This window comes from Pseudomonadaceae bacterium SI-3, assembly GCA_004010935.1.
Classification (GTDB): Bacteria; Pseudomonadota; Gammaproteobacteria; order Pseudomonadales; family Pseudomonadaceae; genus Stutzerimonas.
On sequence record CP026511.1, the window covers coordinates 396,536 to 412,590 of the forward strand.

Annotated in this window: 16 protein-coding genes; 11 read left to right on the forward strand and 5 right to left on the reverse strand. The window is 61.9% G+C overall.

All coding sequences use genetic code 11. The features are described 5' to 3' along the window. The first annotated feature begins 22 nt into the window (after positions 1-22). Entirely contained in the window at positions 23-934 is a 912-nt protein-coding gene (locus C1896_01890; GenBank protein AZZ43776.1) for a DNA-binding protein, read from the forward strand. A 122-nt stretch (positions 935-1,056) separates the two neighbouring features. On the opposite strand, the gene C1896_01895 is transcribed toward C1896_01890, so the two are convergent. Beyond that, a complete protein-coding gene (locus C1896_01895; GenBank protein ID AZZ43777.1) occupies positions 1,057-1,728 on the reverse strand; it encodes a ribose 5-phosphate isomerase A in 672 nt (223 codons plus the stop codon). A 175-nt stretch (positions 1,729-1,903) separates the two neighbouring features. Between C1896_01895 and ilvA the strand changes: the two genes are divergently transcribed. Beyond that, a complete protein-coding gene (gene ilvA, locus C1896_01900; protein AZZ43778.1) occupies positions 1,904-3,418 on the forward strand; it encodes a threonine ammonia-lyase, biosynthetic in 1,515 nt (504 codons plus the stop codon). 21 nt (positions 3,419-3,439) lie between these two features. Beyond that, a complete protein-coding gene (locus C1896_01905) occupies positions 3,440-3,880 on the forward strand; it encodes a DUF2269 domain-containing protein (protein AZZ43779.1) in 441 nt (146 codons plus the stop codon). 14 nt (positions 3,881-3,894) lie between these two features. On the opposite strand, the gene C1896_01910 is transcribed toward C1896_01905, so the two are convergent. Further along, a complete protein-coding gene (locus C1896_01910) occupies positions 3,895-4,548 on the reverse strand; it encodes an HAD-IB family hydrolase (GenBank protein ID AZZ47489.1) in 654 nt (217 codons plus the stop codon). 178 nt (positions 4,549-4,726) lie between these two features. On the opposite strand from C1896_01910, the gene C1896_01915 reads away from it, so the two are divergent. Both C1896_01915 and C1896_01920 read left to right on the forward strand, forming a co-directional pair. Then, positions 4,727-5,206 (forward strand): RNA pyrophosphohydrolase, encoded by a 480-nt coding sequence (locus C1896_01915; protein AZZ47490.1) that lies wholly within the window; start codon positions 4,727-4,729, stop codon positions 5,204-5,206. 19 nt (positions 5,207-5,225) lie between these two features. Next, entirely contained in the window at positions 5,226-7,499 is a 2,274-nt protein-coding gene (locus C1896_01920; protein ID AZZ43780.1) for a phosphoenolpyruvate-protein phosphotransferase PtsP, read from the forward strand. Here the strand turns inward: C1896_01920 and C1896_01925 are convergent. Further along, positions 7,496-8,275, reverse strand: coding sequence for a hypothetical protein (locus C1896_01925; protein AZZ43781.1), 780 nt, complete (start codon positions 8,273-8,275; stop codon positions 7,496-7,498). The genes C1896_01920 and C1896_01925 overlap by 4 nt on opposite strands. Before the next feature lie 125 nt (positions 8,276-8,400). On the opposite strand from C1896_01925, the gene C1896_01930 reads away from it, so the two are divergent. From C1896_01930 to C1896_01940, 3 genes are all read left to right on the forward strand, one after another. Continuing rightward, a complete protein-coding gene (locus C1896_01930; GenBank protein AZZ43782.1) occupies positions 8,401-9,183 on the forward strand; it encodes a sulfite exporter TauE/SafE family protein in 783 nt (260 codons plus the stop codon). A 10-nt stretch (positions 9,184-9,193) separates the two neighbouring features. Then, complete coding sequence (locus tag C1896_01935) at positions 9,194-9,994, forward strand: prolipoprotein diacylglyceryl transferase (protein ID AZZ43783.1); 801 nt, start codon at positions 9,194-9,196, stop codon at positions 9,992-9,994. A gap of 106 nt (positions 9,995-10,100) precedes the next feature. Continuing rightward, entirely contained in the window at positions 10,101-10,895 is a 795-nt protein-coding gene (locus C1896_01940; GenBank protein ID AZZ43784.1) for a thymidylate synthase, read from the forward strand. A gap of 36 nt (positions 10,896-10,931) precedes the next feature. Here C1896_01940 and C1896_01945 read toward each other — a convergent pair whose 3' ends face one another. After that, positions 10,932-11,996 carry an ABC transporter substrate-binding protein gene (locus C1896_01945; protein ID AZZ43785.1) on the reverse strand — a complete coding sequence of 355 codons (1,065 nt, stop codon included), beginning with the start codon at positions 11,994-11,996 and terminating at the stop codon, positions 10,932-10,934. A gap of 140 nt (positions 11,997-12,136) precedes the next feature. On the opposite strand from C1896_01945, the gene C1896_01950 reads away from it, so the two are divergent. After that, positions 12,137-12,910, forward strand: coding sequence for a cobalamin biosynthesis protein CobQ (locus tag C1896_01950; GenBank protein AZZ43786.1), 774 nt, complete (start codon positions 12,137-12,139; stop codon positions 12,908-12,910). Between the two features lie 161 nt (positions 12,911-13,071). Here the strand turns inward: C1896_01950 and C1896_01955 are convergent, their stop codons facing one another. After that, entirely contained in the window at positions 13,072-13,866 is a 795-nt protein-coding gene (locus tag C1896_01955) for a universal stress protein (protein ID AZZ43787.1), read from the reverse strand. A 183-nt stretch (positions 13,867-14,049) separates the two neighbouring features. On the opposite strand from C1896_01955, the gene C1896_01960 reads away from it, so the two are divergent. Beyond that, complete coding sequence (locus C1896_01960; protein AZZ43788.1) at positions 14,050-14,961, forward strand: two-component system response regulator; 912 nt, start codon at positions 14,050-14,052, stop codon at positions 14,959-14,961. A gap of 165 nt (positions 14,962-15,126) precedes the next feature. Beyond that, the gene (locus C1896_01965; protein AZZ43789.1) at positions 15,127-16,023 is read left to right on the forward strand and encodes a peptidase M23; all 897 of its coding nucleotides are present in this window, start codon (positions 15,127-15,129) and stop codon (positions 16,021-16,023) included. The last annotated feature ends 32 nt before the right edge of the window (positions 16,024-16,055 follow it).

A 16,055-nucleotide genomic window follows, 5' to 3' on the forward strand; every position in this document is an offset into this window, starting at 1 on the left:
CGCTCTACTTGGGTTTGCCTACATGCCTGACGCCGCCGTCCGACCATCCCGCCTCCGCCTGTTTCTGTACGTTTCCTTAGTCCTAACCATCGCGATGGCCTTGCTGGTCGGCTGGATGCTGCATTGGGACGACCAGCTGAAACTCTACTGGCAGGAGCAATACGTCGATTCTCAAGAGCGCGCGGCGAGCATCTGGTTGCCAGACTATGAGCTGGCGTTGGAGACCACATTGTTTGGCCTGGAAGAAGACGAAACCTCTGGGCTGACCTGGAATGCAGCGACCGGGACGCTGTTTACCGTCACCGGCCAAAACCCGCAGCTCGTGGAGTTTTCACCTGGCGGCGTCGTGCTGCGGCGCATCACCCTGACCGGATTCTCTGATCCTGAAGCGGTCGAAGCGCTGGATGACGGGCGACTCGGTATCGTCGACGAGCGGCGTCGGCTGGTTGCAGTGTTTCGGCTGGCGCCAGGGGTGGAAAGTCTCGATCTTGATGATCTCGCAACCTATGACCTGGGGTTCGACGGTGCAGGTAATAAAGGCTTTGAAGGGCTGGCCTGGAATCCACGCACCAAACGCATGCTGTTGGCCAAGGAGCGCGATCCGCAGGGATTGTTCGAACTGCCTTTTCCCGGAGAGGACGGCGCCGCCGGCATCCTTGAGGCCTGGCCCGAGCAGCCGCTGCTGGTGCGTGATATCTCATCGGTGACTATCGACCCGCGCACCGGCCACACTGTGATGCTGTCCGATGAGTCGCGCCTGCTGGTCGAGCTCGACCAGCGGGGCCGGCCGCTCAGCTTCATCAGGCTGCTCGGCGGCCTCAACGGCTTAGTGGAGGGAATAGACCAGGCCGAGGGCGTCGCCATGGACGGGCAGGGGAATATCTATGTCGTCGCGGAGCCGAACCGCTTCTATGTTTTCAGTCGTAGGCGCTGACCTTCGATTTGGATCGCCCCGATCGCTGTCACTTAACGTTATCAGCGACGAAGGCTTGCAGTACTTCATATGGTTGGAGGTCGGTGTGTGGACCGAGCGCGCCGGTGCCAACAACCAAATAGTCAACGCTTGAGGGTCTGAACGCCGTCTTTGGTGCCCAGCAGCAGGATGTCGGCCGGGCGTGCAGCGAACAGCCCGTTGGTGACCACGCCGACGATGTTGTTGATCTGCGCTTCCACATCCGGGGCGAAGCCGATCATGAGGTTGTGCACGTCCAGAATGACGTTGCCGTTGTCGGTCACCACGCCCTCACGGTAGACCGGATCTCCACCCAGCCTGACCAATTCACGCGCCACGTGGCTGCGGGCCATCGGTATCACTTCGACCGGCAGGGGAAACTCGCCGAGGCGTTCGACCAGCTTGCTGCCGTCGGCGATGCAGATGAAGGTGCGCGCCACTGCGGCGACGATCTTTTCCCGGGTCAGGGCTGCGCCGCCGCCCTTGATCAGTTCCAGATGGCTGTTGGTCTCGTCGGCGCCGTCGACGTAGAACTCCAGGTCCGATACCGAATTCAGGTCGTAAACCGGGATGCCGTGGCCTTTCAGACGCTCGGCGGTTGCGTCGGAACTGGCTACCGCGCCGTCGAAGAAGCCTTTGTGCTTGGCCAGCAGATCGATGAAGAAATTGGCGGTGGAACCGGTGCCAACGCCGACGATGCTGCGGTCGGTGAGCTGCGGCACGATGAGGTCGACAGCGGCCTGGGCGACAGCCTGCTTGAGTTGATCCTGAGTCATGGCGTAAAGGTCCGGGGCGGTGAGTGAGTCGAAGGGTGGGAGTATAGCGGGGGCTCCGCGGCGGGTCTTGCCTGCTTAGGCTGTACTGCTGTTTTACGCGCCGATTGACGGTGGTCGCAGGGTTTTTCGCAGAGTAGACTCGTCTGCCCCGCAAGGCCCGCCAAGATAGCTCACGATGCTCGAACAGTACGTCAAGAAGATCCTCACCTCGCGCGTCTATGACGTTGCGGTGGAAACCCCGTTGCAGCCTGCCCGCCAGCTTTCCGAGCGGCTGGGTAACCAGATTCTGCTCAAGCGCGAGGATCTGCAGCCGGTGTTCTCGTTCAAGATTCGCGGTGCCTATAACAAGCTGGCGCAGCTGTCACCCGAGGAGCTGGCGCGCGGCGTGGTCACCGCATCGGCCGGCAACCATGCCCAGGGCCTGGCCTTGGCGGCCCGCGAGCTGGGTATCAAGGCGACCATCGTCATGCCGCGTACCACGCCGGAACTGAAGGTGCAGGGCGTGCGTGCGCGCGGCGGCAAGGTGGTGCTACACGGGGACGCTTTTCCCGAGGCGCTGGCCTACTCGCTGCGGCTGGTCGAGGAGAAGGGCTACGTCTATATCCACCCTTACGACGATCCTCACGTCATTGCCGGGCAGGGCACCGTGGCGATGGAAATTCTTCGCCAGCATCAGGGCCAGCTGGACGCGATCTTCGTGCCAGTGGGCGGCGGCGGGCTGATCGCGGGCGTGGCCGCGTACATCAAATATTTGCGCCCCGAGATCAAGGTCATCGGTGTGGAGCCGGACGATTCCAACTGCCTGCAGCAGGCGATGGCGGCCGGCGAGCGCGTGGTGCTGCCGCAGGTGGGCTTGTTCGCCGATGGGGTGGCGGTGGCGCAGATCGGTCAGTACACCTTCGATATCTGCCGGCACCATGTCGATGAAGTGATCACGGTCAGTACCGACGAAATCTGTGCGGCCATCAAGGACATCTACGACGACACCCGCTCGATCACCGAGCCGGCCGGTGCCCTGGCGGTGGCCGGGATCAAGCGCTACGTCGAGCGCGACGGGGTCGAGAACCAGGTACTGGTGGGCATCGATTCAGGGGCTAACGTCAATTTCGACCGCCTGCGCCACGTCGCCGAGCGGGCCGAGCTGGGCGAGAAGCGCGAAGCGATCATCGCCGTGACCATCCCCGAGGAGCCGGGCAGCTTCAAGGCGTTCTGCGAGGCCATCGGCAAGCGTCAGATCACCGAGTTCAACTACCGCTACCACCAAGACCGCGAAGCGCACATCTTCGTCGGGGTGCAGACCCATCCGGAAAACGATCCGCGTGCGGCGCTAGTGGAAGGGTTGCGCGCCAAAGGCTTCCCGGTGCTCGATCTCACCGACAATGAGCTGGCCAAGCTGCACACCCGCCATATGGTCGGCGGACATGCGTCCGGCGTGAGCGACGAGTTGGTCTATCGCTTCGAATTCCCGGAACGTCCGGGGGCGCTGTTCAACTTTCTCAACAACCTCGGCGGTCGCTGGAACATTTCGATGTTCCACTACCGCAACCATGGTGCTGCTGACGGTCGAGTGGTGGCCGGCTTGCAAGTGCCCGCTGAGGACCGTCATCTGTTGCCCGCTGCTCTGGACAAGATCGGCTACCGCTACTGGGACGAGACGGACAACCCTGCCTACCAACTGTTTCTCGGCTGATCAGCCGTACCGCGAGGATTGATGGGACACTATCAACTGCTGAACATTACCCATGCCGCGCTGGCAATCCTGCTCACGCTCGGGCTGATCGCCCACATTGTCATGCTCTGGAAAGCCTCGCGGCGGGGGGATTCCACCGTGTTGCAGAAAAAACTGCGGCGGACCCGGCTGATGTCGCTGCCCTTGCTCGCCGTGCTTGGATTGCTGCTGCCGGTGACAGGCTGGTGGCTGGCCCATCTCGCAGGCTTTCCGCTCGGCCAGCTGTGGCTGCTGGTCAGTTCGGTGCTGTTTCTGATCCTCGTACCGCTCACCTTGTTACTCGGTGGCCGGTTGCGCGCCTGGCAAGCGTTGGGTGATACCCCAGCGCCCGCGCGCCTGCCACGCTTTGCACTGGTTTACGCTGGGCTGATCTTGCTGATTCTGATCGCCATCATGGGGTTGATGGGCGCCAAGCCGGTCTAGTCTGCTGCCGCCACTCAGCGCAGGCTGATGATGCTCCAGCCGCGCTGCTGAGCAATATCGCGAAGGGTGGGGTCGGGGTCGACGGCGACTGGATGGCTGACCCGCTCGAGCAATGGCAGGTCGTTGCGCGAGTCGCTGTAGAAATAGCTGTCATCCAGGCTCTGGTCATTTTCCCTCAGCCAGCGTTCGATTCGTGTCACCTTGCCTTCCTGAAAGCACGGCACATCGGTCAGCCGACCGGTGTATCGCCCCTCCTGCATCTCGCATTCGGTGGCCAGCAGGGTATCGACGCCCAGCCGTTTGGCGATGGGCCCGGTAATGAAGCGGTTGGTTGCAGTGATGATCACCACCCGGTCACCGGCATCATGATGCTGGCGGACCAGTGCCTCGCCTTTCGCCAGCACGATGGGTTCGATGTGGTCGCGCATGAACTCGGCATGCCATTGCTGAAGCTGGGCCATCTCGCTGCGCCCAAGCAGCTCCTGGCAGAAGTTTTGATACTCCAGCACATCCAGCGCGCCGGCCAGGTAGTCCTGATAAAAAGCATCGTTGCGGGCGCGATAGGCCTCGGCGTCGACCAGTCCGCGCTGGCAGAGAAATTCGCCCCAGGCGTGGTCGCTGTCACCGGCCAGGAGGGTGTTGTCGAGATCGAATAGAGCCAGGCGCACGCTGCGTTCCTCGGGCGATGAAGGGAGGCGAAGCATAGCGGGATCGCTCGATAGATGGCAGATGCCAAGCACTTCGATGGAGTGCCGCTTCCGGTTGATCAATGGCTCCCATGCGCGCTTTCTGCTTTTCACGTTTTTGTGGAACAATGCCGCGACATGCGTTTGCGAGGTTGTTGCCGTGATCGACTCCGATGGTTTTCGCCCCAATGTCGGCATCATCCTGACCAATGATGTCGGGCAGGTGTTGTGGGCTCGGCGGATTAATCAGGATGCCTGGCAATTTCCGCAAGGCGGAATCAATCCACGCGAGACGCCGGAAGAGGCCCTCTACCGCGAACTCAACGAAGAAGTCGGCTTGGAGCAGCAGGATGTGAAAATCCTTGCTTGCACCCGCGGCTGGTTGCGCTATCGCTTGCCGCAGCGCCTGGTGCGTACTCACAGCCAGCCGCTGTGCATCGGGCAGAAACAGAAGTGGTTTCTGCTGCGCCTCACCGGCGCCGAAGACCGGGTGCGCATGGATCTGACTGGAAAGCCAGAATTCGACGGTTGGCGCTGGGTCAGTTACTGGTACCCGCTGGGCCAGGTGGTCACCTTCAAGCGCGAGGTTTACCGTCGCGCCTTAAAAGAACTCGCCCCGCGCCTTCTGGCGCGGGATTGACGGGAGAAAGCCCCTGAGCATGCTCGGCACGCTTCGCAAGATCGTCCAGGAAGTCAATGCCGCCAAGGACCTCACGGCGGCGTTGGGCATCATCGTGCTGAGAGTTCGGGAGGCCATGGCCAGCCAGGTCTGCTCGGTCTACCTGCTCGATCCGGAATCTGGACGTTTCGTGCTCATGGCCACCGAAGGCCTGAACAAGAAAGCCATCGGCAAGGTCAGCATGGCGCCCAACGAGGGTCTTGTCGGTCTGGTTGGCACCCGCGAGGAGCCGCTGAACCTGGAGCATGCCTCCGAGCACCCGCGCTATCGCTACTTTGCCGAGACCGGTGAAGAACGCTACGCCTCTTTTCTCGGCGCACCGATCATCCACCACCGGCGGGTGATGGGCGTACTGGTCATCCAGCAGAAAGAGCAGCGGCTGTTCGACGAAGGCGAGGAAGCCTTCCTGGTCACCATGAGCGCGCAGCTCGCCGGGGTAATCGCCCACGCCGAGGCAACCGGCTCGATCCGCGGCCTCGGCCGGCAGGGCAAAGGCATTCAGGAAACCCGTTTCATTGGTATTCCGGGTGCGCCCGGGGCGGCGGTGGGTACGGCAGTCGTCGTGCTGCCTCCTGCTGATCTGGACGTCGTGCCCGACAAGGCTATCGATAACATTCCAGCCGAGCTCGAGCTGTTCGAAGCTGCGCTCGCGGCTGTACGTGCCGACATGCGTGCCTTGTCCGACAAGCTTGCTACGCAGATGCGCAAGGAAGAGCGCGCACTGTTCGACGTCTATCTGATGATGCTCGATGACTCTGCCCTGGGTGGCGAGGTGTCCAAGGTCATTCGCACCGGCCAGTGGGCGCAAGGCGCGTTACGCCAAGTCGTTGCCGATCATGTGGGTCGCTTCGAGATGATGGACGATGCCTACCTACGTGAGCGCGCCTCCGACGTCAAAGACATCGGTCGCCGTCTGCTCAGCTATCTGCAGCAGGCACGGCAGCAGACGCTGACCTACCCGGACAACACCATCCTTGTCAGTGAAGAACTGTCTCCGGCGATGCTCGGCGAAGTGCCTGAAGGCAAGCTGATGGGCATGGTGTCGGTGCTCGGTTCGAGCAACTCGCATGTGGCGATTCTGGCGCGCGCCATGGGCATTCCGACGGTGATGGGCGCGGTCGACCTGCCGTACTCGAAGGTCGACGGCATCGAGCTGATCATCGACGGTACCCGTGGCGAGATCATCACCAATCCTGCCAAGGTGCTGCGCGAGCAGTATCTGGTTCTGGCCGAGCAGGAACGGCAGCTGTCCGAAGGGCTCGACGTGCTGCGCGAGTTGCCGTGCGAGACCACCGATGGTTTGCGTATTCCGTTGTGGGTGAACACCGGCCTGCTCGCCGATGTGGTGCGCGCGCAGGAGCGCGGCGCCGAAGGCGTCGGCCTGTATCGCACCGAAGTGCCCTTTATGATCAAGGAGCGCTTTCCCAGCGAGAAGGAGCAGATGGCGATTTATCGCGAGCAGCTCCAGGCCTTCCACCCGCTGCCGGTGACCATGCGCAGTCTCGATATTGGCGGTGACAAGAGCCTGCCGTATTTCCCGATCAAGGAAGAAAATCCGTTCCTCGGCTGGCGCGGCATCCGCGTCACCTTGGATCACCCCGAGATTTTCTTGCTGCAGACCCGCGCCATGCTCAAGGCTAGTGCCGGGCTGAACAACCTGCGCATTCTGCTGCCGATGATTTCCGGCACGCGCGAGCTGGAAGAGGCGCTGCACCTGATCCACCGCGCCTGGGGCGAGGTGCGTGACGAAGGCACCGACGTCGAAATGCCGCCGGTGGGGGTGATGATCGAAGTGCCGGCTGCGGTCTATCTGACCCGCGAACTGGCGCGTCAGGTGGACTTCCTCTCGGTGGGGTCCAATGACCTGACCCAATACCTGCTGGCGGTCGACCGCAACAACCCGCGTGTGGCCGATCTCTATGATTACCTGCATCCGGCAGTGCTCGAGGCCTTGCAGCGCGTCGTCCGTGAAGCCCACGGCGAAGGCAAGCCGGTCAGCATCTGCGGTGAGATGGCCGGTGACCCCGGTGCCGCCATCCTGCTGCTGGCGATGGGGTTCGACAGCCTGTCGATGAACGCCACCAACCTGCCGAAGGTGAAGTGGATGCTGCGTCAGATCAGCTCGGTCACGGCGCGCGAGCTGCTGGCCAAGGTCATGGTCATGGACAGTCCTCAGGTGATCCATGCCACCGTGCAGTTGACCCTGCGCAACCTGGGGCTGGATCGCATGCTCAACCCGTCGGCGGCGCTCTAGGTCGGATCCGAGCAGCTTACCTGGCTGGGTGAAGGTACGTCGATGCGGCGTTGATCCAACACCCCAGCCGGTCCGAAGCGGCGCTCAGTGATATGTGCGGAGCCGTCCGCATGGCGAATCAGTACAGTGCTGGCGCGGGTGCCGTAGTCAGCGCTTGATATGAATACGCTGGACAGCTTCTTCTCCCATTCGTAGGGCACGCCGGTGCTTGGCATATCGCCGTCTGCGGCGGGCTGGGGGTCGCTTAACACCTGCAACAGGGTGTCCACCTCCGGTGCATCGGTACAAGCCTGCAACGCGGCGCGGGCGCGAACGAGCTTCGGCCAGGGCGTATCCAGCGCTGCGTTCGACAAGCCGTAGACACCGGCCGACAACCGTTCCGGTGTGGCGAACTTTGAATTCAGGTACCACAACTCACGCGCATCCCCGACCAGCAGATTGAAACCTGAGTAATGGTCGAGGTGGCCAGTCAATTCGCTCAGGTAGGCCTGGGGCGACAGATCACTGCGCAGATAGCGCTCGGGCAGTTCGCCTCGTGAGCGCGCACCGGCTGGGGTACCCGGTGCGCGGATGTTGGTCAGTGCCGCGAAGCGTCCCGCTGCACTGATTCCCATCCAGGTCCCGCCCGCCAGGAGGTCGCGCCCGGCTACGATTTCTGGCGCGTCGTCCCAGTGGCCCAGCGGCAGGCTGGGACGCGCATGAAATTCGTCACGGTTGGCCGCGACGATGAGCGGCAATGCGTGGCTCGGGCGCCAGGCGAATACGATTAGGCACATGGTCAGGCTCAGCTGGGTGCGAGAGGCGAAAGCTTGAAGCCAAGCCGCCCGGCTCGGCAACCCGCTTTCAGCTTCCGGGCAGTTTTTCCGCTAACATGCTGCTTTGTTTTGGTCAGGATGGCCCGATGGAGTTCGCGCTTTACCTGCTGCTCGGCGGGTTTGCTGGTTTGCTGGCCGGGCTGTTCGGTGTAGGCGGTGGGATGATCATCGTCCCGGTGCTTGTTTTCAGCTTCACTCTCCAGGGTTTCGATCCGTTGGTGCTGACCCATCTGGCCGTCGGCACGTCGCTGGCGAGCATCGTTTTTACTTCGCTGAACTCGATCAGAGCTCATCATCTCAAAGGTGCAGTGCTCTGGCCCGTGGTGCTATGGATGACCCTCGGCATTCTGTTTGGCGCTGCCTTGGGCAGTCTCACGGCGGCTGCGATTCAAGGACCGCTACTGCAGAAAATCATCGGGGTCTTCGCCATCGCTGTGTCCGTTCAGATGGCGTTTTCGCTTCAGCCCAAGGCCAGCCGAGGCGTGCCCGGTAAGCCGGCGCTCACGCTGGTTGGTGTCGTGGTTGGCTGGGCGTCGGCGATCTTCGGAATCGGTGGAGGTTCTTTAACGGTGCCCTTTCTCAGCTGGCGCAGCGTGCCCATCCAAAAGGCGGTGGCGACGTCCGCCGCATGCGGCCTGCCGATTGCCATCGTCGGCGCGTTGAGTTTCGCAGTGGTCGGCTGGCAGGACCCGCATCTCCCAGCTTGGAGCTTTGGATTTGTTTATTTTCCAGCGGTGCTGGGCATCGCGATCACCAGTATGTTTTTTGCCCGTATCGGGGCGCAACTGGCCCATCGGCTGTCGGCACTGATGCTGCGGCGCCTGTTTGCGCTGTTGTTGTTGGGCGTTGGTATCAATTTCTTGATTTGAGGAAACCCGGATGCTGCCTTATCCGCAGATAGACCCTGTGGCCGTTTCGCTAGGCCCGCTGCAAATCCACTGGTATGGCCTGATGTACCTGATCGGCATAGGCGGGGCCTGGCTGCTGGCGTCCCGCCGTCTGCACCGCTTCGATCCCAGCTGGGACAAGGACAAACTCTCTGACCTGGTGTTCTGGGTAGCGATGGGCGTGATCGTCGGCGGACGGCTGGGTTATGTGCTGTTCTACGATCTGGCGTCCTATATCAACGATCCAACGCTTATCTTCCAGGTCTGGAAGGGGGGCATGTCGTTTCACGGGGGCTTGCTTGGCGTGCTGCTGTGCACCTGGATTTTCGCCCGGCGCAACGGCAAGAAGTTCTTCGAGCTGATGGACTTCATCGCGCCTTTCGTGCCGATCGGGTTGGGGGCAGGGCGCATCGGTAACTTCATCAACGCTGAACTGTGGGGCAAGGCGACCGATGTGCCCTGGGCAATGGTCTTTCCCACTGACCCGCAGCAGCTGGCGCGGCATCCCTCGCAGCTCTATCAGTTCGCCCTGGAAGGAGTGGCGTTGTTCGTCATTCTCTGGATCTACTCGAGCAAGCCGCGGCCGACCATGGCAGTCTCCGGCTTGTTTGCCGTGTGCTATGGCATCTTCCGTTTCATCGTTGAATTTGTTCGCGTACCCGATGCGCAGCTCGGCTACTTGGCGTTTGGCTGGCTGACCATGGGGCAGGTCCTGTGCGTGCCGATGATCCTGATCGGCCTCGGCATGATCGCCTGGGGCTACCGCCACGAGCCGGCCAAGGCATCAGCCTGAGTCGCAAAGCCCGGCTTGTCGCATAAGCGCGACAAGCCGAGCGCCAAACTTTTACTATCTGCAGGATCTCTTCCACCGCGCCACGGCGCCCGCTTCGAGCCCATCGATGAAACAGTATCTCGACCTGATGCGCCAAGTGCGCGAGCACGGCACCTTCAAGAGCGATCGCACTGGCACCGGCACCTACAGCGTGTTCGGCCATCAGATGCGCTTCGACGTAAGCGAAGGCTTTCCGCTGGTGACCACCAAGAAATGCCACCTCAAATCCATCATTCACGAGCTGCTGTGGTTCCTGCAGGGTGACACCAACATCAAGTACCTGCAGGAAAACGGGGTGCGTATCTGGGACGAGTGGGCCGACGAGAACGGCGAGCTCGGCCCGGTCTACGGTTACCAATGGCGCAGCTGGCCGGCCCCCAACGGCGGGTCGGTCGACCAGATCAGTAAGCTGGTGGAGATGATCAAGAAGAACCCGGATTCGCGACGCCTGATCGTTTCAGCCTGGAACCCTGCGCTGGTCGACGAGATGGCCCTGCCGCCTTGCCACGCGTTGTTCCAGTTCTATGTTGCGAACGGCAAGCTCAGCTGCCAGCTGTACCAACGTTCAGCCGACATCTTCCTCGGTGTGCCCTTCAACATCGCCAGCTATGCGCTGCTGACGCTGATGGTGGCTCAGGTCTGCGACCTGCAGCCGGGGGAGTTCATCTGGAGCGGTGGGGATTGCCACCTCTATGCAAACCACCTGGAACAGGCCGACCTGCAGCTGACCCGCGAACCGCTACCGCCGCCGACGATGAAGCTCAATCCCGACGTGAAGGACCTGTTCGCCTTCCGCTTCGAGGATTTCGAGCTGGTCGGGTACGAGGCCCATCCGCACATCAAGGCGCCCGTCGCCGTCTGAATGTCTCGCCGCTCGGCATGCGAGCGGCGCTATCGATTACTGCTCGCCGAGATAGCGCGTCTGCATGTCTTGCCAGCGCGTACTGTTGGTGATGTCCAGAATCGCTTGGCTCAGCGGCTCCCGGTAGGGGCTGCCAGCGGGCACTGCAAAGGCGTAGGACTGCTGCTCGAAGGTGCCGGGCAGCAGCCGTAAGCCTTTGCCCAGCAACTCGGTGTTGCGGAACTGCAGGATGGGCTGGTCATACACCACCGCCTCCGCTTCTCCGTCGAGCACGGCTTTAATGGCTTGGCTCACATCAGGAAACGCCGTGGCGCGGATGCGGTGCTCTTGCAGGTAGCCTGCGCTTACGGTGCCGTCCACTGTCGCAACGTGTGCGCTGCGCAGATCGTCCGGACCTTGCAGGCCGCTCTGCAGGCTGCCGACCGTCAAGGTGCTGGTCACGGCTGCCGTGAAGGTCGACACCATGATCAATGCCGCGAACATCCAGATGATCGCAATCAGCCGCCCGCCGAGAGTCACGGGTGCCTTGTCGCCGTAGCCGACCGTGGTCATGGTGACCGCCGCCCACCAGAAGCTGTTACCGAGTCCTTCCACCGAGCTGCCGCCGAACTGCTCGCGGTTGCGCTGGCGCTCGAACAGCCAGAGCAGCGCGCCGACCAGCAGCAGTAACGCGCCCAGGCCCAGCACCAGGCTTGCGAATTGCCAGGAGAACAGCGCGCGGACGGCGCCCCAGCCGTCACCCTGTTGTTCCTGGGGAACGCCAATTGCCAGTCCGGTGCGATAGAACGGGTGCGTGAAGTCCACCAGTGCCTCGCGCTCGGCAGTCATGGTCAGGGCGCCGACCACCACATCCAGCCGATCGTCCTGCAGGCCCGGTAGAAGCTGGTCGAACGGCAAAGGTCGCAGCTCGTAGCGATAACCTTCCTGCTCTGCGATCGTCTCCCACAAGTCAATGCTGATACCGCTCCAACTGCCATCGGCCTCCTGGATGACGAAGGGTGGGACCTCCGTGATGCCTACGCGCAGCACGTCGCCTTGTGATTGGGCGGCGGCCTGCTGGCTCAATAAGGCGAACAGCAAAGCGATCAGAAACCTCGGCACAGGTCTTTCCTCGTTGTCGTAATGCCCCAAGGGTAGCAAAGCTGAACGGTGGGCCTGCGGCGCCTTCGGTCCATGAAAAGTCGCCAGAGTGCCATCTGCGTTGTATAGACTCCGGTGAAACCATGATCAGAGGACGGAGCATGCGACGGGTCGTATTCAACCAAAAGGGTGGTGTTGGCAAGTCCAGCATTGCCTGCAACCTGGCGGCAGTCAGCGCAGCGCAAGGTTATCGCACGCTGTTGATCGACCTGGATGCGCAGGCCAATTCCAGCCATTACCTCACCGGCCTCACCGGCGACGAACTGCCAACGGGCATCGCCGATTACTTCAAGCAGATCCTGGCGGGAGGGCCGGCGGGCAAGAAGGCTCGCCCACCGATCACGGAAACCCGTTTCGAAAACCTGCACCTGATTACCGCCACCGCAGAACTGGCCGATCTGCAACCCAAGCTCGAAGCCAAGCACAAGATCAACAAGCTGCGCAAACTGCTGGAAAGTCTTTCCGAAGAATACGAACGCATCTATCTGGATACGCCACCGGCCCTGAATTTCTTTACCCTATCGGCCTTGATAGCTGCGGACCGCTGCCTGATTCCATTCGACTGCGACAGCTTCTCCCGTCAGGCGCTGTATAGCCTGCTCGACGAAATCGAGGAGCTGCAGGAAGACCATAACGAAGCGCTGCGTGTCGAAGGCATCGTCGTCAACCAATTCCAGCCGCGCGCGGCCCTGCCGCAACAGATGATCGACGAACTGCTGGCTGAGGGGTTACCCGTACTTCCGGTGCACCTGATGAGTTCGGTACGCATGCGCGAGTCGCATCAGGTCTGCACGCCGCTGATCCACCTCGACCCGCGGCACAAGCTGACGCAGCAGTTCGTCGAGCTGCACACCTATTTGGAAAATGCGGGCTGATCGAGTGAGCGCGCTTCGTGCTCACTCAATGCGGCGGACGATACGCGTAGCGTAAAGCCCTAAAGCGCGCCACTCAGGCTCGCTGACATAACGGTGGCGCCCCGGCTTGTGTCACGCAGGCGGTTGGACTGGGGGCGCGCATGTCGCCCGCCTTGGGCCGGTCAATGAGAGATCAATACATCGCAGGGCGGCAGGTCGAGGTATTGCCGAGTCAGGCTGCCGAGCAGCGCGTTGCTGATTTCGCCACGGCTGTGGCTCCCCAGTGCGAGAAGTTGCGGTTGCAGCGCGGCGATTGCCGAATCGAGGCAACTATTGCGCTCACCGTGGAGAAGGCTCGAATGAAGTCGCGCGCCGGAATTCTCCAGACCCGCTTGAAGGTCGCTGAGCAACTGATCGAACAATTCGCGCTGCAGTGCCAGGTCAGGCTCGCTCGGCTGATCGAGGTCCGGCATTTCGTAGATGTTCAGCGCGGTCAGATCGCTGGCAGCCGGCAATAGTTGCCACGCAGCCTGCAGCGCGCGGCTGGCGCAGCTGGAGTAATCCAGCGCGGCGAGCGCTTGTGAATAGGGCGCTGCCGGTGCGACAGCCAGAAGCAGCGGTGCGGTGCAGCTCTGCAGCACTTGCTCCAGTGTGGTGCCAGCAAATCCTTGCGGAGATTGGCGGTGGTGGCGGCCCATCACCAGCAGATCGGTTTCCAGCCCAGCGGCCTGGGTAAGAATTTCTTCAGCGGCGCGGCCCTTACGAATCCAGGGCTGCAGCTGGGCAAGGCCGTGGCGCTCAAGCGTTGTCTGCAGATAGCTCTGTGCGTTTCGCTGCTCCGCTGCCCCTGGGTTACCGGCCAGAACGTGTAAGACGCTCAGTCGTGCCCCGGTCTGCTGCGCCAACTGTGCGGCGCGGCCCAGCGCCAGGTCGGCATCGGGACTGAGATCGTGGGCGACAAGAATGTGCTGAACCATGAAGGCCTCGCGTTTTGCTGGGCGAAATACCTGCAGTATGCCGGCCAGATCCAGGCGTTGTCCTGATCGGGAGCAGGCAGCAGCCGTGCGTACAGTAGGAGGCTGGCCGCTGCTTTGATCTGGAACGCTTTTTTCGTCGGGCTGCTAACGCTATGCTGGCGGCCATTCAAGCAGGAGCGAGTGATGAGCAAGGTCAGTGTGCTGGTGGTGGATGACGCGCCCTTCATTCGGGATCTGATCAAGAAGGGGTTGCGCAGCCAATTCCCGGGGATTCGTATCGAGGACGCTGTGAACGGGCGCAAGGCTCAGCAGATGCTCGATCGGGATTCGTTTGACCTCATTCTTTGTGATTGGGAGATGCCGGAAATGTCCGGCCTTGAACTGCTGACCTGGTGCCGTGCCCAGGAAAAGCTCAAGACCACCCCGTTCATCATGGTCACCAGCCGTGGCGACAAGGAGAACGTGGTCCAGGCGATCCAATCAGGTGTGTCCGATTTCATCGGCAAGCCATTCTCCAACGAACAGTTGACTACCAAGGTACGCAAGGCGCTCGGACGGGCCGGCAAGCTCGACGCGTTGGCCGCTAGCGCACCGGCACGGCCGACCAATACCGGAATGGCCAACGATTCCCTGGCTGCGCTGACGGGCGGTAAAGCTGAAGTTGTCAAACCGGCTTCTGCGCCGGTCGCCTCGCCGGCACCCGGGTTCGCCGCGCCGCTCGCTCAGCCGGGAGCAGCCAAACCGACGGCGGCCAGCGGCGGCCGCGGCCAGGGCCAGTTGCGTTTGCCGAGCGGAACGCTTGCCTGTGTAATCAAGGCCCTCAGCCTCAAAGAGGGGCTGCTGGTGGTCAAGCGCGGCGAGACGCTGCCGCAAGTGCTGGAAAGTGCCGTGCTTGATCTGGAGCAGGGCGAAGGCGGCGAGGTGGCCCGTCTCAACGGCTACCTTCACGCCGTTGCGGCGCTGGAGCCGAAGCCGGACAGTGAATGGTTGCAGCTGACCTTCCGCTTCGTCGATCGTGATCCGCAGAAGCTCGATTATCTGTCACGCCTCATCGCCCGCGGGACAGCACAACGGCACTTCGTCCCAGGCGCCTGAATAGAGACGAGCACCGCTTAGGTCTGCAAATAGAAGCTCCGGTCATCTGAAATTTGCAGTGCCGCCGGAACAATTTCACAGGCCGACGGTCGGTGGCTCGCGTGCGCACCGTTGCGCTGCTAGTCTGCAGCCCTCTTACTACATAACCCTATGAAGTCTGCCGTTATGTCGTGGCGCATCATTCTCGTTCTCGGGTCGTTCTGGCTGGCCTCGTCCGCGTCGGCCCTGACCATCTACAAATACACTGACGCCAACGGCGTGGTCACTTACAGCGACCAGGCTGCACCAGGCGCGAGGGTATTCACCTTTAGCGATCGCATGGTCGAGAAACTCGACAACCAGGTAAAGCTGGAAACCCGCAAGCATGCCGCTGGCGAGACGCTGCTGGTTCGCAACGATCTGTTTGCGCCGGTGGATATCGAGCTCAAGCTGACCGGCGTACAGAATGCCGTCGGCGTACCGGATAAACCGATCCGTTGGGTACTGCCGCCGCGCAGCCAGATCCGATTGGCAACACTCGCGCCGCTCGACCCATCAAAGCCGCTCAAGTACACACCCAAGCTACGTCACGCGCTGGGTGATCCGCGTCTGCTGCCCAAACCCTACCGGTATCCGTTGCCTTGGCGAGGCGGCCCGTTCCGCCTGACTCAGGGCGCCAACGGCAAGTACAGTCACTTCACGCCTAAAGGTCGCTACGCCGCCGATATCGCCATGCCGGAAGGCACGCCCATCGTGGCGGCGCGCGGCGGCATGGTGGTAAAAATCGAGAACGCGCAGAGTGGGCGGGGCAACAACCCGGCCGGCAATTTCGTCCGGGTTCTGCACGATGACGGCACCATGGGCGTTTACTTGCACCTGATGAAGGGCTCGGTGAGCGTACGCGAAGGCCAGCACATCGAAGCCGGCAGCTTGCTGGCCCGCTCCGGAAACACTGGCAACAGCACCGGCCCGCATCTGCATTTCGTTGTCCAGCGCAACGTCGGTTTGGCGGTCGAATCGATTCCCTTCGATTTCGCCCAGCCGGTCAACAGCTTGCCCAATTTTGCGGTTGGTGGGGACTAAGGGCCGCTGCAAGCCCTAGCCCATCAACTGAA